The 20,086-nt window shown below is 45.3% G+C and carries 12 protein-coding genes; 9 read left to right on the top strand and 3 right to left on the bottom strand.

Features of this window, described 5'->3' with window-relative positions; translation table 11 throughout:
* The first annotated feature begins 44 nt into the window (after positions 1-44).
* From F461_RS0112445 to F461_RS0112420, 5 genes are all read left to right on the top strand, one after another.
* On the top strand, positions 45-1,409 hold the full coding sequence (locus F461_RS0112445; RefSeq protein WP_020001498.1) for an ATP-dependent 6-phosphofructokinase: 1,365 nt from the start codon (positions 45-47) through the stop codon (positions 1,407-1,409).
* Between the two features lie 233 nt (positions 1,410-1,642).
* Positions 1,643-4,843, top strand: coding sequence for a UvrD-helicase domain-containing protein (locus F461_RS0112440; protein WP_020001497.1), 3,201 nt, complete (start codon positions 1,643-1,645; stop codon positions 4,841-4,843).
* A gap of 2 nt (positions 4,844-4,845) precedes the next feature.
* Positions 4,846-7,743 carry a PD-(D/E)XK nuclease family protein gene (locus F461_RS0112435; protein WP_020001496.1) on the top strand — a complete coding sequence of 966 codons (2,898 nt, stop codon included), beginning with the start codon at positions 4,846-4,848 and terminating at the stop codon, positions 7,741-7,743.
* A gap of 128 nt (positions 7,744-7,871) precedes the next feature.
* Positions 7,872-8,969, top strand: coding sequence for an NAD(P)H-dependent flavin oxidoreductase (locus tag F461_RS0112425; protein WP_020001494.1), 1,098 nt, complete (start codon positions 7,872-7,874; stop codon positions 8,967-8,969).
* A 208-nt stretch (positions 8,970-9,177) separates the two neighbouring features.
* The gene (locus F461_RS0112420) at positions 9,178-9,450 is read left to right on the top strand and encodes a hypothetical protein (RefSeq protein WP_020001493.1); all 273 of its coding nucleotides are present in this window, start codon (positions 9,178-9,180) and stop codon (positions 9,448-9,450) included.
* A gap of 89 nt (positions 9,451-9,539) precedes the next feature.
* On the opposite strand, the gene F461_RS0112415 is transcribed toward F461_RS0112420, so the two are convergent.
* On the bottom strand, positions 9,540-11,084 hold the full coding sequence (locus F461_RS0112415; RefSeq protein ID WP_020001492.1) for a hypothetical protein: 1,545 nt from the start codon (positions 11,082-11,084) through the stop codon (positions 9,540-9,542).
* 204 nt (positions 11,085-11,288) lie between these two features.
* Here F461_RS0112415 and F461_RS0112410 point away from each other — a divergent pair, with 204 nt between their 5' ends.
* Positions 11,289-13,901, top strand: coding sequence for a M16 family metallopeptidase (locus F461_RS0112410; RefSeq protein WP_020001491.1), 2,613 nt, complete (start codon positions 11,289-11,291; stop codon positions 13,899-13,901).
* A gap of 190 nt (positions 13,902-14,091) precedes the next feature.
* On the opposite strand, the gene F461_RS0112405 is transcribed toward F461_RS0112410, so the two are convergent.
* Together F461_RS0112405 and F461_RS0112400 are read right to left on the bottom strand one after the other, a co-directional pair.
* Complete coding sequence (locus F461_RS0112405) at positions 14,092-15,378, bottom strand: hypothetical protein (RefSeq protein ID WP_020001490.1); 1,287 nt, start codon at positions 15,376-15,378, stop codon at positions 14,092-14,094.
* Between the two features lie 24 nt (positions 15,379-15,402).
* On the bottom strand, positions 15,403-16,185 hold the full coding sequence (locus tag F461_RS0112400) for a sirohydrochlorin cobaltochelatase (RefSeq protein ID WP_020001489.1): 783 nt from the start codon (positions 16,183-16,185) through the stop codon (positions 15,403-15,405).
* A gap of 357 nt (positions 16,186-16,542) precedes the next feature.
* On the opposite strand from F461_RS0112400, the gene rfbB reads away from it, so the two are divergent.
* The 3 genes from rfbB (at position 16,543) to lpxB (ending at position 20,029) form a co-directional block, all read left to right on the top strand.
* A complete protein-coding gene (gene rfbB / locus F461_RS0112395) occupies positions 16,543-17,565 on the top strand; it encodes a dTDP-glucose 4,6-dehydratase (protein WP_020001488.1) in 1,023 nt (340 codons plus the stop codon).
* A gap of 388 nt (positions 17,566-17,953) precedes the next feature.
* Positions 17,954-18,901, top strand: coding sequence for a nucleoside recognition domain-containing protein (locus F461_RS0112390; RefSeq protein WP_020001487.1), 948 nt, complete (start codon positions 17,954-17,956; stop codon positions 18,899-18,901).
* 12 nt (positions 18,902-18,913) lie between these two features.
* Positions 18,914-20,029 (top strand): lipid-A-disaccharide synthase, encoded by a 1,116-nt coding sequence (gene lpxB, locus F461_RS0112385; protein WP_020001486.1) that lies wholly within the window; start codon positions 18,914-18,916, stop codon positions 20,027-20,029.
* The last annotated feature ends 57 nt before the right edge of the window (positions 20,030-20,086 follow it).

The following is a 20,086-nucleotide window of genomic DNA, read 5'->3' as shown; positions in this document are numbered from 1 at the left end:
ACAAATAACAATACGCCCGACAGCTACATCTAAGGAGCATATCAATGCCCAAAAAGCACGCACAATATAATGATGTTACGATTTCAACTACTATCCCCACTCTAGGATGCCCAAAAATTCCATCCCCTCTATCCGCATGCAAGTTCGAGACGGACACACGTGGTGTCGAGTTTTTTCTAGACAATGAACTGCAGGAAGAAATTACAGGCGAGCCAATCCCGCTTCATTTTGAAAAAGCAGGCCCACGCCAGCATGTATTTTTTGATACCCCTAAAACAAAATGTGCAATTGTAACCTGTGGCGGACTATGCCCCGGCATCAACGAAGTTATCCGCTCCATCGTTATGGCGGCATTTCATAATTATCACGTAAGCAGCGTCCTTGGTATCAAGTACGGGCTGGAAGGCTTTATCCCTAAATACGGACACGACGTTATTGAACTTACGCCAGAAATGATTGCCCATATCCACCTGCTAGGAGGCACAATCCTCGGGTCTTCCCGAGGGCCACAGTCTACTGAGGAAATTGTAGACGCATTGGAACGCCTCAACATTAGCTGTCTGTTCATGATCGGCGGCGACGGAACCATGAAAGCCGCATGTGCAATCGTCGACGAGGTAACCAAACGTCAGCTGAAAATTTCAGTTATCGGGGTTCCTAAAACCATTGATAATGATATCGATTTTATTCCACAGACCTTCGGATTTGAAACTGCTGTCGATAAGGCAACAGAAGCTATCCAATGTGCACATACGGAAGCACAAGGCTCTATGAACGGCATTGGCCTTGTTAAACTCATGGGACGCGAATCCGGCTTCATAGCAGCCCATGCATCACTATCTCTCAAAGAAGTAAACTATGTGCTCATTCCAGAAAAAGAGTTTTATCTGCACGGTGAAAATGGGCTGCTTAAAGATCTGGAAGAACGCCTGCTAGCTCGTCGTCATGCTGTTATTGTTATAGCAGAAGGCGCAGGACAGCATCTGCTTTCCGACACAAACTTAAAAGATGCCTCAGGAAACAAAGTTCTGGGGGACATCATGGGATTCCTCAAAGAGGAAATCCATGCTTATCTGAACGAGCGCAACATACCTCATTCCCTGAAACTTATTGATCCAAGCTACATTATCCGCTCTGTACCTGCTAACGCCAACGACAGAGTTTATTGCGGATTCCTCGGGCAGAATGCAGTGCATGCCGCCATGGCTGGAAAAACATCAATGGTTGTGTCGAAACTTATGGACAGATTCATACATCTTCCATTACGCCTCGTAACCCGAAAACGTCGTAAACTTAATACTCACTCAGACTACTGGCGTGCAGTTATGGAATCTACAGGACAATCAACACTTCTTGATTTTGAACATACCGTCCTTATCAGCGAGCCTTGCTCGATTGATGAAAAGTAACATCAGACAACCATTTATTTTTTCAATATGTTCTCTCGCGGGGAGAAGATTCGGCCCTCTCCCCGCAAGAGAAGTTCCCCATACCCGCGACCTTGGTCTCTTTTTAACACGCAACCAACTCGTACCATAATCACGAATATCAGTTCACAGTCATAAGCGCTTTTCCGCACGGAACCCAGAAACAGATTACCCGCTTAAGCCACCTCCACTATAACCATCTTGGACTCCTCACCATGCTCCAACAGATCAAAGCTGCTGCCGGTTCCGGCAAGACATACACTCTCACACGCCAATTTTTAGCACTCCTCGCCGGAGCAGCACAGGATGAACAAAAAGAAAAAAATTCTGCCTGTGCCATTGCAACCACTGACGGAACGTTCAATTGGTATGAAATTCTTGCCGTTACCTTCACCAACAAAGCTGCAACAGAAATGCGTGAGCGTGTTATCCATTCTCTTAAGGAGTGTGCTCTACAACTCGACCCGACTAATCCTGCACAGGGATGGGATCCCCGCGATGCCCACCGCTGGGTAAACAGACTGCTACAGCGCTACTCTTCGCTCAATATCCGCACCATCGACAGTCTGCTGAACATGCTGGTACGCCTTGGTGCCCTTGATCTGTCCTTGCCACCAGATTTTGAACCAATTTTTGACGACACAATCCTCTTTGATCCTCTCTATGACCAGATGCTTGTCCGGGCATCACAGGGCGGAAAAGAAAGCGCGCTGCTGAAAGACGCATGCGAGTCTTTGCTCTTTCATACTGACATGAATGGATTTGTAACAGGTGACAGGCTGCGTGAAAAAATTCATGCCCTGATGAAACACCGTCTGGAGCACGGAGCATTACCGGATGTTGACGGGGATGCACTACGCAGCTGGCTTGTTCTGCTTCACGAAGAGCTTACCCACAGCACAACAGCTGTACAAAAATTTCTCGCAGAAGAAGGCATAAAACCTGCTGCAAACTTTACGAAGTTTTTAGATAAATGCCTTGCTCTCTCTATATTCTCATCCAAACTGCCTTCTGCCACGTATGCGAAAAAGCCTTCAATTGATGACTGCGTGCTGAAAGCTTCTAAAGGCAAAGCATCTGCTGACTTGCATAAAGCATATGCAGATCTGTGTGACACCTTTGCCATGCTGGAAGTACAAGGCGCTATTCTCCGCAAAGCCTTAGAGCTTGTTCCGTTTATCAATATTGCAGAACCACTCGCCGCTGAGGTGGAAACATTGCAACGGGAAAAAGGTGTTATTCCTGCTTCCCAATGGCCTATCTATGCGCAAAAAGTGCTTAGCGGAGAACATGCAGCATCTGAAGCTTTCTGCCGAATGGGTACACGTCTTACTCACCTGCTTATTGATGAATTTCAGGACACATCCAAAACACAATGGAAAGCTATTGAGCCTCTCGCTGTTGAGTGTCTCGCAAAAGAAGGTACTGTTGTTTACGTTGGTGATGTAAAACAGGCTATCTACGGTTGGCGCGGTGGGGATTCCGACCTTTTTGACGGCATTTTGAATGAGGATGCTATTCAGGCCGTTGCCGAAGATCCGGAACGAACAACACTTGATAACAACTGGCGCAGTAGTGAAAATGTAGTTCTCTTCAACAACGACATCTTCTCACGTCTTGAGGACGAAGACACTGCAAAGCGTATTGCCAATGACCTGATCGGCAAAGCTTCCGCAGAGGTTGTGGACGAGCTTGCGGCTGAAATTATGGCGGGCTTTTCCGGTGCAGCACAGAAAGTTCCACCACACAAAGAAGGTAGTGGCGGCCTTGTAAAATTGTATGACATTGAAGCAGAGAACACTGAAGCCTTGTTTGAGTCGGTTCACAAAAAACTAAAAACACTTTTTGTGGATGACTTACAGCACCGACGGAAACTAAGAGATATTGCAATGCTGGTTCGCACTAACGGTGAAGCAAACATACTGGCGAATTGGCTTGTGGAATGGGGCTTTCCAGTTATTACTGAGAACAGCCTCTGCATTGCAGACCATCCAGTTGTTCAACAAGTGGTCAACCTGCTTACTTTTCTTGATTATCCACTTCACGATGTTGCGTTCTGGTCAGTGATCAGCGGTTCAGAACTATTCGGAGATCTGGCAGGAATAGACAGGACTGCACTCGATGACTGGCTCGCTACTCCGCGCAAGGGAACACTTTTCAACGCATTTAAGGCCGACTATCCACAAATATGGGAACAATGGATTGCTCCATTCTATTCTCAGGCAGGCTTAATGAGTGCCTATGACACTGTACGTGAAGCTTTCGAACATTTCGACGTATTCAAACGTTTCCCGCAGGATGAAATTTTCCTGCGCCGTTTCTTAGAGATTGTACACACAGCAGAAACAAACGGGCTACGTTCCCTTTCAGCCTTCCTCACCTTCTGGCAGGAAGGCGGTGTAGAAGAAAAAGTTCCTATGCCGGAAAATCTGGACGCTATCCGCATTCTTACCATGCATAAATCAAAGGGACTTGAGTTTCCTGTAGTTGTCATCCCATTCCATCATCAAATGCAGCAACGTCCTTCCGGGCAGGAGACTTTCACATTCAACGGAGAAGAAATTCTTGTCCCTCTGTGTAAAGAACTAGGGGACGACTACTACCGTGCTGTGGGTAAAGATTGCCGCGAACAACTGCACCTGCTTTACGTTGCATGGACACGCCCTGTTGAAGAGTTACACGCAGCCATCACATCGACTCCAACACACGAGCGCACTTCTCCGCTCCTTAAAAGCTTACGCGTATTGCTTGCTGACTATCAGGACAAGATGGACGAAAAAGGATGCATCACCATTGGTGAAGCTCCTGAAAGCACCCTTGCGGAAAAACAGGTTGAAACCGCAGAGCAAACTAAACTGCTACCGGAGCACGAAGATGTCCTCGCATGGAAACCGATGCATTGGCTGCCGCGTTTAAAAATTTTCCGTAACCCGCTGGAAGAAATTATCTTTGACGAACGCCGTCGCGGTATCCTCGTCCATACATGTCTAGAACACCTACGCGTTCTAGATACCCCACAGGAAGACATTCATCGTGCCATTCAACATGGTATGCGTGAATATCCGCTACCAATGGAAAACAGAGCCGAAGTAGAAGAAGAACTGACGGACATGCTGCTCTGGCTCACCACCCTGCCTGACTTTACCAAATGGCAACACTTCGGCAGACCGGAACAAGGCATTATGGACGAACACGGTAATCAGCACAGAGCCGACTTACTGGTGCGCGAACCGGACGCCATTACTATTATTGAATACAAAACAGGCGGCCACGACCCTGCACATAAACAGCAGGTGCGCCGTTACCTTAATTTACTGAATGCCATGCCGGCATATGACAACTGCACACTGCTGGGCACCATTATTTACCTTGATTCACGCGAAACCGTAGACGTTACCCTTTCCACCGGAGCCTAATCATGCATACTCAACCATTTGTCATTATCCCTTGGCAGAACGATTTTATCTCCGGTCTAATGAAACGGATGCTTGCAGACACAAATAACAATCCAGGCGATGCGCTGATTATCTTCCCGCACTCCCGCCCGCGCAAATACCTCTCTGACAGCCTACGCTTTAATGAAGGACTGCCGAAGCCGTTTCTTATGCCCCAAATCTTTCAGGTAAGCGATGTTTTCCAAATGCTCCGTAGCGAACTGGAACCAACTCCGCCTCACGTGATCGAAGTGCTCGACCGCGTAGGTCTGTTGATGGAGTGTATTCAGGATATTAATAAAAAGGACACGTTCACCTCAGGTCCTCTTCAATCTTTGCCGCTTAACGATCCGCAGCGCTTTTTCCCATGGGGTATGCGTCTTAACTCATTGCTGGAAGATTTCTTCAATCAGAACCAAACACCGGAAGATTACTATCATATGGAAGGTCAGGTTGTTCCGTTTGCCGCAATCCTTCTCGGACAACTCGGACGCATCCATGATGCCTACACAGAAAAACTGGAAAATCGCGGCTGGACCACCCCGGGATATGACGCATTCCGTGTTCTGCAATTACTCAAAGAAAGCTCAACACCCGTCATGAGCCTTTCTCACAAGAAAATTTATATTGCAGGTTTCTATGGTCTCACAGGGGTAGAAAAAGAACTCTTCCGTATTTTGCACACAGAGTATGGTGCAACCATTATGATTCATTCTGATGCGGAGCTGACCACGGGAGGCCACACTCACTGGGCATGCCGAGAACATCGTAAATGGATTTCAGAATGGGCTGCCGGCATGGAGCTATGCGAAACGCCACAAGAGCGCGAACAGGATTTGCAACTCTACGAAGGATTCGACCTGCACTCCCAGCTGGATGCAATGGAACAAAAGCTCCTGCAACAGGAATCCATTAGCGACACCGCCGTGGTTCTGCCGGACACAGGACTGATGATGCCAGTGCTCCATCATCTACCACGAAAAGACGTGAACATATCCATGGGCTATCCGCTATGGCGTTCCAACTTATTCCAGTTGTTAGAAGTAGTTCTACATCTGCAAGAAAACAAACGTGCGGACGGCTATTATTGGAAAGACATTATTTCCCTTATCCGCCATCCCTACATCAAAATGCTGACAATCGGAGAAGAACGTCCGTTCGGTGTAACCCTGCATAATATGGAAAAAGAACTGCGTAGGGGTAAGAGCTATAATACCCCGTTCACTATTCCATTCACCCGTGATGATAACGCTACAGCATCTGAAGAAGAAATGCAGGAACTGCTGCACAGAGTTCTCTCATACGCCATCACCGCATGGGAAGAAATCTCTACTCCGTCACAGCTTGCCAATACTCTTGCCGACTTATGTACAGTACTTCTGGAACATGGCGGCAACCTGTGGGAACGATTCCCGATTGATGCCGAATCAATGTACCGCATCATGCGCAAGGTTATTCCATCCTTACGCGAATGCTCTCTTGCCCATGAAGAATTTTCACAAAGCGTGCTGTTCACCATTTTGCGAGAAATAATCCGCGGAGAACGTGTTCCGTTTGAAGCTGACCCGCTTACGGGTTTACAGGTTCTTGGCATGTTGGAATCCCGTCTGCTGCATTTTAAAAACGTTTACGTTCTGGATGCCACAGAAAACAAGCTTCCGGGCTTACCGGGAAATGACCCATTGCTACCGGACAGTCTGCGCTCCATGCTAGGCTTACCGGATGCCCGCCACCGTGAGAGTGTCGCAGCATACAACTTCTACCGTCTAATTCACGGAGCAACGAATATCCATGTGCTCTATCAGACAGGATCAGAACGAAGCGGTATCTTTGAAGAAAAGCACATCCGCTCACGCTTTGTAGAAGAACTTCTGTGGAAAGAAGAGTGCAAACAAGGCAAGCTGCTAAAAGCTGGAGACGCCCCATTGCATAGCATCAGCTACCCCGTTTCCACCATAAAAAAAGATGATCATGTCATCCAAAGAACTTCAACCATCAATGGCAGGATTGAAGACTTTTTAGCTAAGCCCGTGTCACCTTCCGCACTGAACACGTATTTGAATTGCCCAATGCAATTTTATCTGGAACGCATAGGTAATTTGCGCCCGGTAGACGAGGTTAATGAAGCCGAAGATTTTGCCGCCATCGGAGACTTATTCCATAAAGTTTTAGAAAAGTTTTTTACTGGATATCTGCACAAAGAAACCGAGTTCAGCAAACTTGATCCAGAGCCACTGCAACGTCTATTTGTACAAATGCTTCATGAATCCAATATCAAGCAGGAAGTGCCTTACGACTCCTTTGTTATGTTAGAAACAGCAGGCAAAGAACGCTTACGCCGTTTTCTAAAAAATCAGCCCATGGCAAAAATTGACTCTCTGGAAAAAAGACTTATTAAAACTATTGGAGTCGACAACAAAGAACGCTCCATAACAGGAATAGCTGACCGTATCGACATCAGGGACAATACGCGGGTTATTCTGGACTACAAGACAGGCAACATACATAAACCTGACAACGGGCTATGGCAGGATGAGTTCCTGATGGCACAAATCCGTACATGGGATGGCGGCGTTGAAGACCCGCTTGACCAATTAGCAGAGAAAATTCTTAACCTGCAGTTGCCTGCCTACTTGTACATGATGCACAATCCTAAGCTCACATCATCTTGTGACGCCGGATGGGTTGAATTAAAAAAGGACGGTAAGGAACATCTTTTCTTTGAAAAAATTGATGACGAACTCCACGATGAAATTATCACTGTGCACATCCCGCTTATTCTCCAGTTCATACTCAGACACATCGAAAAATCACCCATAATTCGACCTCGAAAGGGTCGCCATTGCCAATGGTGCACTTGCACTGCGGGCTGTTCTATGTAATGAGTAGAACGAAGTAAATAATAGGGTACAGTATGTCTAAATCAACTGTTGTACTCTGACTGCGAGACACCGCGCAGTACATATAATCACAATGCGGAATTGAAGCGCCGCATTTGGAGGACTGAATCATGTCATTTCCTACCTTGAAGATTGGCGACATTATTGCCAATACTCCTATTATTCAGGGAGGTATGGGCGTTGGAATTTCTCTTTCCAAGCTTGCTAGTGCCGTTGCCAATGAGGGAGGCATCGGAGTTATCGCTGGAGCTATGATCGGAATGAGTGAACCTGACGTAGGCAAAAATCCTTTGGAAGCAAACATCCGTGCAATGCGTAAAGAAATTCGTAAAGCAAAAGAGATGACCAAAGGCGTACTCGGAGTAAACATTATGGTTGCTCTTACAAACTTTGCCGACCTCGTAAAAACATCTCTTGATGAAAAAATCGACGTAATATTCTCTGGAGCAGGACTTCCTTTAGATTTACCTGCGTACTTGAAAGAATACTACGAAGAACACAAGGAAAAGGCTCACACTAAGCTTGTGCCTATCGTCTCATCAGCTCGCGCTGCTAAGATTCTTTGTAAAAAATGGGCATCCAAGTATGATTACCTGCCGGACGCTTTTGTGGTTGAGGGACCCAAAGCAGGCGGCCATCTTGGATTTAAAGCTGAACAGCTCGAAGACCCTGACTTCGCACTTGAAAAAGTTGTAAGTGAAGTCATCGATGCGGTTAAAGAGTTTGAAGCCAAATCAGGAAAAACCATTCCTGTTATCGCTGCAGGGGGCATCTACACCGGTGAAGATATTAAAAAATTCATCGAAATGGGTGCAGCAGGGGTACAGATGGGAACCAGATTTGTTGCCACAGATGAGTGTGATGCTGACGACCGCTTTAAACAAGCGTATGTTGAAGCAACAGAAGAAGACGTAACTGTCATCAAAAGCCCTGTCGGGCTTCCTGGTCGCGCTCTTAAAAACAAATTCGTTGAAGACTCCCGCAAGGGCCTTAAAAAGCCGTTCAAATGCCCATTTGAGTGTATTCACAATTGCGCACACGAACAAAGTCCGTACTGCATCGCTGCAGCACTGCTTAACGCTAAAAAAGGCAACCTTTCCCGAGGATTCGCATTCTCAGGCACGAACGTGCACCGTATTAAAGAAATCATTCCTGTTAGAAAGCTTATTGACTCTCTGCGAAATGAATTCTCATCTACCAATAAGTAGAACACTCCTTTCTGTTAACAGAAAAAGCCGTGACCATATGGTCACGGCTTTTTTCGTTATTTTTTATCCTGCCCAGAGACACCAAATAACTTACAATTAGAAGAGGATAACGCTCTATCTCATAGTTAAGCACTTGATATTCTGTGTTCCAAATGTTGTACAGCCCTGCCCTGTCCACTATGCTTACAGGAAGCAAAGGAGCTGACACATGATCATTACGCCAGAAAACCTTCGTACTAAAATATTATCGTTTTATCCGGAAATAGAGAAAAACAACATTGAATTGTCTATTCACTTTGATGACGAAAAAAAAGCATGGGTTGCGCAACTTTCAAAGCACCAGCATGAATTAATGACATACATTGAAAAAAAAGAAGCACAGGACTGCATTGATGGTATTGAATGCGTCTATCTGGGTACACAGATAGGGCAGTTTATTTTCAATTACTGCAGCGAAGGTAGTGAGTGCAACGTTCCATAATTTTTACACCACTCCGAGGGCTGCCACATACGTGATCGGCGGGGGACGCAGAACGTATAACGGCAGTCCTTTTTTTATTTCGCTATATACTAGCCTAAGAAGTCAGCAATACCTTGCGCTTTCAGCACATCAAACGTTATGCCGCAACTTGCAAGCAACTCGGCAACACTTTCTCTTCCTTCGCCGGAAACTCGAAAGTTCTGGCGACGTAACCCTGCTGTCATCGCCGCTGCCAACAGCAATTGCAGCAATTCTAAATTTCCCCGAATCGGGGTACGTAACACCAGTTCAACATCCGCGTGGGATGACAACAACTCAAGCAATGCTGCTCGCAATTGCTCTGCTTCCACAGCATTCTCAACTTTGGAGACATACAAACTAACATTGTTATGATCACTTTCATAAACAAAGCCGTGCAGTTCTTTTGTCTGTCGAACCGGTTCCTGCCTTATCTCACTATGAAGGTCATCAGGAATTCTGGCTGGAGTCTGCTTTTCATCTGACGAAATTTCGCTACGACAAGAAGGTGTTGCTTCTGCCTTTTCCGCTACTTCCTGTTTTGCTTTATCAAACGATTGAGCTGCAATACCTGCCGAAAGCGCTTCCTCAAACAATTCTCCTTCCAACTCTGCTTCGAGCAACGCAAATTTATCAGCTGCTGACGAATTGGAAGAAAAAGCATGTGGTGCATATTCACTCTGCTGATATGAGTCTTCAACTACTCCACAAGAAGCAGGTACATTTTGCCCCTTAGCATCTTCGTACAAACAGCCATCAACCGAATCACCGACCTCTGAAGTCCCTGCACCAACACTGGATTTATCAACTTCTTCTATAGCGTTGTGGTGCATACCATCGGCGCCACTAAAGGCATCCGTCCAGGCTGTAACGTCCCATGCAGGACTCTTTGAACCAAATGAAGAAGTGGAAACAACATGGATAGCATCTGCAGGAATATCGAGCACCATCTGTAACTGCTCTTCATCAAGTACAGTCGCAAACAGAACTTGCAAGTATGCTTCAGATTCTGGAGGAGCAAACTGCACGTCCAGCACCTGCCCACTTTTATAAAGGAATTGTAATAAGGAAAATGGAGTAAACTGAGTTCCTGCAAGAACACCACTGTCATCCAGTTCAAGCACAAAACATGTGCACTCATGCATGAAGTCATCCTGCAAGACATACCCGAGAATAGAAAAAGCAACGTGACCTAGAGGATCACGCAACGAATGTGCTGCAAGCATTGTTTTTGACTCAGCTGGCCAAGCCTCTTCAACCAACTGTTTCAATGCATCAATTGCAATAGAAATTTTTTCAGCATCGGCATTTTCAAGAAACGCCACCAATGCACTGAAACCACGTATAACTTCCCGAATATGTACATACGAAAGTGATAATACATGTTTCCGGAACGCTCCGGTCACAAGCTGCAACAAATCAACCAGAGCCACTGCATCAGTCAGCCCAAGTAAATTAAAACAGTTAGAAAGCAACGGGGTTGTATTATATATTGTAGAAAGCAGAGCTGCATCTGCGCGCTCAGCAGACACTTCCAGTTCCAAAAGGAATGGATCCAAGTCTTCAAGTACAGTTCGTACGTCTGTCAGAATTGTTCCAACAAGCGAATCCAGCATTCAAACATCACTCCGTATGGGGAAATTCCCTTGGCATGCAATACGTTGCAGCACCATACCCTGTTATGAGTCCAATGTACACACAGCTTGCGAAGTACCACTATAACCTGTATGTCACAACCGATGGTTCTCCTTGCCAAATTGTAACCATTGCGTACACTACCTTTTGAACATGTTGTTTGCTTAGGCAACAGGAGGCATGGAATGTTCAAACGACTTTTTATTCTTTTTTGTGGAGTTCTTATGATGAGCACTGCAACCGCAGCATCTGCGGCAACGGTGACTAAACTCAAAAATGGTCTTACGGTTTTGATTCATGAAGACAAGCGCTTTCCGCTTGTCTCAACAAGACTGTATGTACATGCTGGTTCCGGCTATGAAGAGCCGAGGGAAGCTGGCATCAGCCATGTGCTTGAACATATGGTTTTTAAAGGTACAAAAAACTATGCAAAAGGCCAGATCGCTGCAAGTATCGAAGAATTAGGTGGCTACCTCAACGCTGCTACCAGTTTTGATTATACAGTATATATTGCAGATCTTCCTGCGGATGCATGGAAAACTGGCTTGAAAGTTTTACGTGATCAGGCATTTTTTGCTAACATTGATCCAAAAGAACTTGAGTCAGAAAAAAAAGTTATTATTTCCGAACTGGAACGCGGTGAAGACAGTCCGTACGGCCTTCTTTTCAAAAAACTGCAACAGCAGACAATGAAAGGAACTACCTACGCATGGCCTATTATCGGCTACCGCGATACTATCAACTCTTTCACACGCGAAGATATTACCAACTACATTAAAAAGCATTATCAACCGCAGCAAATGCTGCTGGTTGTGTGCGGTGATGTGGATGAAAAAACAGTACTTGCGGAAGCAGAAAAACTTTACGGTGGCTTAGAAAACACTTCTAACGTTACTCCACCTTCTGTTGTCAACATTGACAAGTTAGACATGTCCGGCCCTAACGTTCAGGTAGTGAAAGGCAAGTGGAACAAAGTATACCTTGGTATTTCTTTCCCTATCCCGGGATTTGAAGATGTTAACACCACAGGTATCGACATGCTGGCACAGCTCATGGGTGGCGATAAAACATCCCCATTCTATCGCAAATATCAGTATGAAAAACAGCTTGTTGATTCCATTTCTGCATCAGCATACGCTTTTGAGCGCGCAGGTCTTATCTACATTACTGCAGTACTTGATGCAGATAAGCTGGACGAATTCTGGCCGGAATTAATGAAAGATTTAAGCAACCTCAAGGCGTCTGAATTCAAAGATGAAGACATTGCCCGCGTTCGCTTAAACCTTGAGGACTCTCTTTTCCGTGCAAAGGAAACGCTTTCCGGTCTTACTTCTAAGATCGGCATGTTCGGGTTCTTCTTTGGCGGAGAACAGGGCGAAAAAAACTACCTCGATGAAGTTGAAAACGTAAATCGCGAACAGCTTCAGAACCTCATTGATACCTACATTAAACCTGAGCGTCTGCAGGCGACAGTTCTTGCCCCGCAAGAAGCTTCTGTAAGCGAAACTACACTTACAGCACGAATCGTCAACAATTGGGAATCAAAGGATGCAGTAAAAAAACAGACTACTGCTGAAAACGCCATCGGTAAAAAAGAAGTTGTTGATCTCGGAAACGGTCGCCAGCTGATTCTGATTCCTGACAACACATTGCCATATGTTGCAATCGATATGGATTTTATGGGTGGTGACTCCCTCATTACAAAAGGTCAGGAAGGTCTTTCCGTTCTTGCAGCTCGTGTCCTAACAAAGGGCACAGGTTCAATGAATGCTCCTGCAATCGAAGAATATCTTGCTGACCGCGCTGCATCTATTGCAGCATCTGCAAGTAGAAGAACATTCTCTCTGAGTGCACGCTACCCTGCCCGCTTCTCAGATGATATTCTCAAACTCTTCTCCCAGATGGTACAGTCCCCTACAATAGCTGATGAAGAAGTTGATCGTGAAAAAGTTGATCAGGTAGCAGGAATTAAACTGCGCGAAGACCAGCCGCTCGGCTTGGCAACACGCAACCTGTTCCCGTTCCTGTTCACAGATTCTATCTACAGTTATTATCATGCAGGTATTCCGGCACATGTTGCCAACTTCACTCAGGATGACGTTGCTGGTTTCTGGAAAAAGCAGAAAGCAATGCCGTGGACAATATCTGTTGCCGGCGAATTTGACCGTGATGCAATCATCGAATTTGCAAAACAACTGCCAACGCCAACAGAAAAACGTCCTGAAAATTTTGAGCCTACATGGAACAAAGACCGCATCAAGTCCATCGCCCTCAAAGATCGTAATCAGGCTCATCTTTTCATGATCTTTAAAACAGTGCCGCTTACGAACAAGGATACAGCAGGCCTTGAGCTTATGCAGACAATCCTTGCTGGGCAGAGTGGATTACTCTTCAATGACCTGCGTGATAAACACGGCCTCGGTTACACCGTGACAGCATCCAGCTGGCAGTCCACCATTACCGGCTTTACATACTTCTATATTGGTACTGAACCGGATAAAGAAGAAGCCGCTATGGATGGTTTCCGTAGAATCATTAAAGAGATTCAGGACAAACCGCTTTCCGAAGAACAGATCAAACGTGGACAGAACTTAATGCGAGGTCAGTACTACCGTGGTCACCAGAGCCTCGGCAGCCGCAGTGCAGAAGCAGCAGGACTGGCAACAGCACAGTTGCCGCTTAGCTACAACAAAGACATTGTGGAACAAGTACAAAAACTGACTCCGAAAGATGTTCAGGAAATTGCTAAAAAATATCTTAACGTAGATAAAGCATACATCCTTCGCGTAGCTCCGTAGCGATCTGAGTATAAATATGAAAAGGGGTGAATCCGATGGATTCACCCCTTTTTTACTATCTTTTTCTAATTTTTTTTTGTCTCCGACAGGCATGTCGGCTTCTTGCTTGCACGCGACAAGAAACGCACTTTCGATCGCGAATGAACACGACACTCCCTCGCTTAATGTCACATCACAACTGGCAACCAATCTACTTACAAACCACCACCACGCGTCCTTCTTCGAGGAACTTATGTGCGTTGTTGATTTGCTTCAACAACAACGCCTGTTCATCAGAGATCACAATATTACTGTGCATTTTACCCTGAACACTGACAGCCTTAAGAACCAACGGATTAGAGGAAGTCCGCTTTGACGCAATAGCTTCTTCCCATGTACCTGCGTATTCCACCATACCGTTTTTTAATGCTACATCGCGGTTTACTACGCGAGGGCTGTACAGGATATGCCCTTCTTCATCCGCAACAGTAAACGTGATCGCAGGGCTGATCCCGAGTTCTCGCGCATCAATAAGTAATCCGGTATATGCAGTCGGTAAAGCAGCGTCTACCTCTGGAGCCTCATCCTGAGACTTAGACAACACAGCTTTTTCAATAGATTCTGCAACTGCATTGGCAGCTGAATACGGATTGTCACTTACTCTATGAAATAGCACATGGTTACCGAGAAGCTTCTCAAGGAACATGCCGCGCAGCGTAATACTTACGGTAACGGTCGCAACGCCATCTGTAGTGAAGGTTGCTGAAGTTATACGCGAGTTCTGCATATCCCCACGCACAAATTGCATAACATCTTCATCTGCATGCAAAATATTTTGTACGCGAACATTCTCTGTCACTGGAATTTTGCTCAAAATTTCAAGCAAATTTTTACGAGCTTCAATGGTCGCTGCACGCACTGTTTTTAAACGTGCCTGACGACTACTTACCGCAAGTCCTGAGAAAAGGCTTTCGCCCTTGGCTGTCACAGTACCTGTAAGCCAATTGATTACACCATGTTCGTATTCCTGAATATAGCCAGGTTCGTATGGAGTAACCTTCTCCAGTTCTAAATCATCTTTCGGAAATAACGGTGAGTTCGGCACTTCTGCTGAAATTTCAGTTCCACCTTGATACAACGGCGGTACGGCAGAAACGACATGTCCTCCAGTGGACTGCTCATTTCGAGCAGTCTGTACAGGCTGCTGCGCCTCATACTGAAGCGTTGAAGCTTCTTTACTCAACGTAACGGGAGAATTACCGGAAGCTTCATGCATCTTCTTCTTATCATGCTGAACCTCCGCTTCCACTTCACGTATTGCCTGCTCAATAAGTTGAATCTGCGTTGCTTCCGTGCTTCCCATTTTAACAGCAGATGTTGCTGTCGTGCTTGAAACATTATCTGCAACAGAATCTACCCCCGCATTTTCTGCTGCGGCCTGAGTTCCTATTAACAATGCTGCCATACATACACTTGCCAGCATTCTTTTACTCACCATGTCACCCTCTCAATTACTACCACATTACAAAAGCTTCAACGTAGCATCCAAATGATCCAACCAAATATCTACAAAACCGGAATACTCAGCAAGACCGAGCACCATAGGTGTGCAGCGTAAGCCAGCTGCTTCGATCTGCGATTTCCAGGAACCGGCATCGCTACCTGCCATGTCATTCCGGGCATGGCGCCCCACCACAGATAAAAACGGCATCAGCCAGACGTGCTTAGTCTCTCTCTTTAGAAGTTCCGGCAAAATATGTTCAAGCGTGTGATTACCGTCCATCGTGCCAAGAAAAATATTCGGATCAACTTCTTGCAGCTTTTGGTATACAGCATCATAACAACTATCACCTTCATGAGATGATCCATGCCCCATGAAAACCACTGCTTCCTCTGAGTTGCGGCCGGGAGGAATATGCCGGACAATTGCCGAAACGACCTGCGCAATATCTTCTGCTGAATCCAATAACGGCGCCCCGACACGTACGTTCTGCAAACGCCCCGAAGTTACAAGAGCCTGTGCATGAGCACATAGATCCTCATACTCTACTCCGGGAATAATATGCAAAGATTGCACAGCAATATGCGTATATTTTTCAAAAGCCATTTTTTCCAGCGCCTTAACAACAGAATCGCGTTTGACACGCTGTGCAGCAAGACGGTCACGAATAAGTTCAGAAGTAAACGCTAATCGCACGTTCACTCCATCAAAACGCATACGCACCCGCTCATCAAGAAGCCTGAGCGTTTGATGGGCCTGCAAATTATTAGCGCCAAATGCTACAAGTAAAATACCTTTCTTCATATACACACGCTGGAATAAGTCTGGTGGTGAATAGAGGGCATGAAAGCCGGAAGCCGTTGTCAGAAGCTAGCTGCACGAAGTGAAATCAGTAAATTTGAACAAAATAAATTAGCTAATCTATGCAAAATTAGCAAGGTTATCCCTAATTACTCCTTCTTCAACTCTGTGAGTACTATACAAAATGTGTTACACTCCTTCTAAAATCGAATGCTGTCACATTTGTTATTATACAACACAAAGAACAATAACATATTATCTGCTGAATATTTTACTATTTTTTACCCCAGCCCTTCCTGTTTGACCTTGTTTCTATCTACCGTTACAACAGCACAAATTTTTCTTTCTAGAGGTCTTCTTATGAATTTACTCGTTACGGGTGGTTGCGGTTTTATCGGCTCAAACTATATCCACTATATTTTCAATACATTCAGCGACATTACAGTCATCAATATAGACAAGCTCACCTACGCGGGTAACCTTTTAAACTTACAGGCCATTGAAAAAAAATACGGTGGAACACGTTACTTTTTCGAACACGCTGACATAGCGAATGCCGACGCAGTAAATTCCATCTTCGAAAAATACGACATCGATGCTGTTGTTAACTTCGCAGCTGAATCGCATGTTGACCGTTCCATTAACGATCCGTCACCGTTCATCACTACTAATGTTATGGGCACACAAGTCTTGCTTACAGCGGCCCGCAATGCAAAGATTGAACGTTTTGTGCATGTTTCCACTGATGAAGTTTACGGAGATCTATCTCTTGATGATCCGGCATTTACGGAAGAAACGCCACTTCATCCAAGTAGCCCGTACTCTGCGTCTAAAGCTTCCGCGGATATGCTTGCATACGCATTTTACCGCACCTACGGCTATAACGTTTCCATCACCCGTTGTTCCAATAACTACGGACCATACCAATTCCCTGAAAAGCTCATTCCTTTGATCTTCACACTTGCATCTGCCGATAAACCATTACCTGTATATGGAACCGGCATGAATATCCGTGACTGGATCCACGTATCTGACCACTGCAAAGGAGTGCATCTGACGTTGATGAAAGGGAAAGCCGGTAAAGCATACAACTTTGGCGGTAATGCAGAACGTACCAACCTTGAAGTTATCCGCACTATTTTACATGATCTTGACAAATCAGAAGACTTAATCACGTTTGTACAAGACCGCCCGGGGCATGACCGTAGATACGCAATGAATTACTCTCTTGCCCAGAAAGAACTTGGATATGAACCAGAGTACTCCTTTGAACGCGGAATTAAAGAAACTCTGAACTGGTACAAAAAAAATACTGACTGGCTAAAAGATGTCCAGTCAGGTGCCTACCTTGAATTTATGAAAAAATGGTATGGAAATAGTTAGACTCCATCTTACATCCTAGTATCTAACCGCCACTGAAAATGAGCATTTGCACAATTTCAGTGGCGTACTTATTCTATCCGGCCACTCACGCAACTTTTCTACAAGCCACCATACCAACTCGGCAGTATAGTAGCTTCTTCTCTTTGTTTGATTCTCTCTTGACGCATTACCATAAGAGTATTTACTCACTCAGTAATTACATACTGCTCAACACCGAATCATAACATATGGCCTGATTAATATTAGAGAAAGAGCGTCGCTGCCATAAAATACGTTACCAGAGCATTCTATTTTTCAAACATGGGCTAGTAACAAAACGCAACCTCCCTCTTTTTATCAATCAAAAAAGAAACTCACCACATCACTGAACAGTTGAAAGGATACGTCTGTGAAGCTCGTTAATGCATGTAAGACACTCATAAAAGATGCGGCCTCCGCCAGCTTCGATCTATACAAAGTGATGATTCCTGTCATCATTATCGTTAAGTTGCTTCAGGAACTGGATCTTATCCAATATTTAGCAGTACCACTTAAACCTATTATGGGTATTGCAGGACTTCCTGCAGAAATGGGGCTGGTTTGGGCGACGTCAATGATCGTCAATCTATACAGTGGATTAATCGTTTATATCTCAATGGTTCCGACAATGGCACCGCTTAGTGTTGCTCAAATAACAACGCTCGCGACCATGATGCTCATTGCTCACTCTCTCCCCGTTGAATGCAAGGTTGCACAAAAATGTGGTATCTCCATGATGGGCCAACTCATTGTCCGCATACTCTCAGCATTTTTTGTCGGCTTTTTTATGCATCTTGTTTTTTCAAAAACAGGCATCTTTGCAGAACCAAGCAAAATCCTTCTGGAACCCCAACTGCCTGAACCCGGCCTTATCCCATGGGCTTTGAACGAAGCTAATAACCTTGCATACATTTTCGTTATCATCCTTGCCCTTTTTGCCTTAATGCGTTTACTCACATATTATGGCATAACAGAAAAACTTAACGAGCTGCTCAGGCCAATTCTTCAAGCCATCGGCATAGGCAAAGACGCTGCAACCCTTACCGTACTAGGTCTATCCTTAGGTATTACATATGGTAGCGGTTTGATTATTCATGAAATAAAATCAGGATCATTATCCAAGCGTGATGTCTTTGCATCATTAACACTTATGGGGCTCGCTCACGCACTAATTGAAGACACATTATTAATGATGCTTATTGGTGCACATATCAGCGGCACTCTCTGGACTCGCCTTCTTTTTGCAATAATTTTTGTTGGAGTCATGATGCGCTTTTACTCAAACGAGCCAGCCATAGCAGTCAACGATTTGGATTAACAAGGATTTTTGATGGGTAAAAATATATGGATCAACGCCGGAGAAACCTCCGGAGATCTACATGGTGGAAAACTCATGGAAGCCATTTCTTCCATCGCACCAGCCACCACGTTCTGTGGAATGGGCGGACCGGAAATGCGTTTCAAAGGTCTTGATACAGTCCTGCGTGTCGAAGATCTTTCCGTCATGGGCTTCACGGAAGTTCTTGGTAACCTGTTCGAAATTTTCAAGATGCTGAAGCAGATCAAAAATGAACTTACGCGACGTCGCCCAGATGCAGTCATTCTTATTGATGCACCGGAGTTCAACTTCCGTGTAGCAAAATATGCTTATAACCTTGGTATACCTGTCTACTACTACATATCCCCTAAACTCTGGGCGTGGCGTACAGGCAGAGCCAAGTTTATTGCCAAGCACGTGACCCGTCTTTTTTCTATTCTACCGTTTGAAGTTGAGTTCTATAAGCAGTTCAACATGGACATCGATTACATTGGAAACCCGCTTGTTGATGTAATTAATTGGCCTTCCATTGACCATATTCAGCCCAAAAAAAACCGCATTGGTATTTTGCCAGGAAGCCGCAAAAAAGAAATTGAAGCACTCATGCCTCAATTTGCACTTGCTGCTTCAATTATGGCAAAAACAAATCCCGAACTGGAGTTCCACTGCATCCAAGCTCCGGGGATTTCGCAGGACCAACTACGAGCCCTATGGACATGCTCGGTCCCTCTCACAATTCACAGCCCAGAAAACAGATACGAATTCATGCGCGGCTGTACCATGCTCATTGCGGCATCCGGTACCGTAACGCTGGAGTCCGCCCTTGTCGGCACGCCGACATTAATTACCTACCAGCTTTCCAAACTGACATTTTTTCTGGGAACCAAGTTCGTCAAAGTTCCATACGTGGGATTGCCAAACCTCATCATGGGGCGTGAAGTATTTCCAGAACTTTTGCAGGAAGATGCTAACGGAGATGTGGTTGCGCAACGTGCGCTTGCATGGCTCAACACTCCCGGAAAACTCGCGGCTATCCGTAAAGACCTAGAGACACTCCGCACCAAAGTAGGTGCCCCCGGCGCTGCGAACCGTGCTGCAAAACTTATTATCGAAGATTTATCGAAATAAACGCGTTGCCATCTGGACAAGTGAATTTTCCGCATTATAATATTTGGTGTGAAAGGA

The organism is Halodesulfovibrio aestuarii DSM 17919 = ATCC 29578 (genome assembly GCF_000384815.1).
GTDB lineage: Bacteria > Desulfobacterota > Desulfovibrionia > Desulfovibrionales > Desulfovibrionaceae > Halodesulfovibrio > Halodesulfovibrio aestuarii.
The sequence above is the reverse complement of the archived record's forward strand: the minus strand, read 5'-3'. Positions and strand labels throughout refer to the sequence as shown.

Excerpts from the sequence above, each read along its gene's own strand:
- F461_RS0112445 (WP_020001498.1), top strand. The coding sequence starts at position 45 with ATGCCCAAAAAGCACGCACAATATAATGATGTTACGATTTCAACTACT.
- F461_RS0112440 (WP_020001497.1), top strand. The coding sequence starts at position 1,643 with ATGCTCCAACAGATCAAAGCTGCTGCCGGTTCCGGCAAGACATACACT.
- F461_RS0112435 (WP_020001496.1), top strand. The coding sequence starts at position 4,846 with ATGCATACTCAACCATTTGTCATTATCCCTTGGCAGAACGATTTTATC.
- F461_RS0112425 (WP_020001494.1), top strand. The coding sequence starts at position 7,872 with ATGTCATTTCCTACCTTGAAGATTGGCGACATTATTGCCAATACTCCT.
- F461_RS0112420 (WP_020001493.1), top strand. The coding sequence starts at position 9,178 with ATGATCATTACGCCAGAAAACCTTCGTACTAAAATATTATCGTTTTAT.
- F461_RS0112415 (WP_020001492.1), bottom strand. The coding sequence starts at position 11,084 with ATGCTGGATTCGCTTGTTGGAACAATTCTGACAGACGTACGAACTGTA.
- F461_RS0112410 (WP_020001491.1), top strand. The coding sequence starts at position 11,289 with ATGTTCAAACGACTTTTTATTCTTTTTTGTGGAGTTCTTATGATGAGC.
- F461_RS0112405 (WP_020001490.1), bottom strand. The coding sequence starts at position 15,378 with ATGGTGAGTAAAAGAATGCTGGCAAGTGTATGTATGGCAGCATTGTTA.
- F461_RS0112400 (WP_020001489.1), bottom strand. The coding sequence starts at position 16,185 with ATGAAGAAAGGTATTTTACTTGTAGCATTTGGCGCTAATAATTTGCAG.
- rfbB (WP_020001488.1), top strand. The coding sequence starts at position 16,543 with ATGAATTTACTCGTTACGGGTGGTTGCGGTTTTATCGGCTCAAACTAT.
- lpxB (WP_020001486.1), top strand. The coding sequence starts at position 18,914 with ATGGGTAAAAATATATGGATCAACGCCGGAGAAACCTCCGGAGATCTA.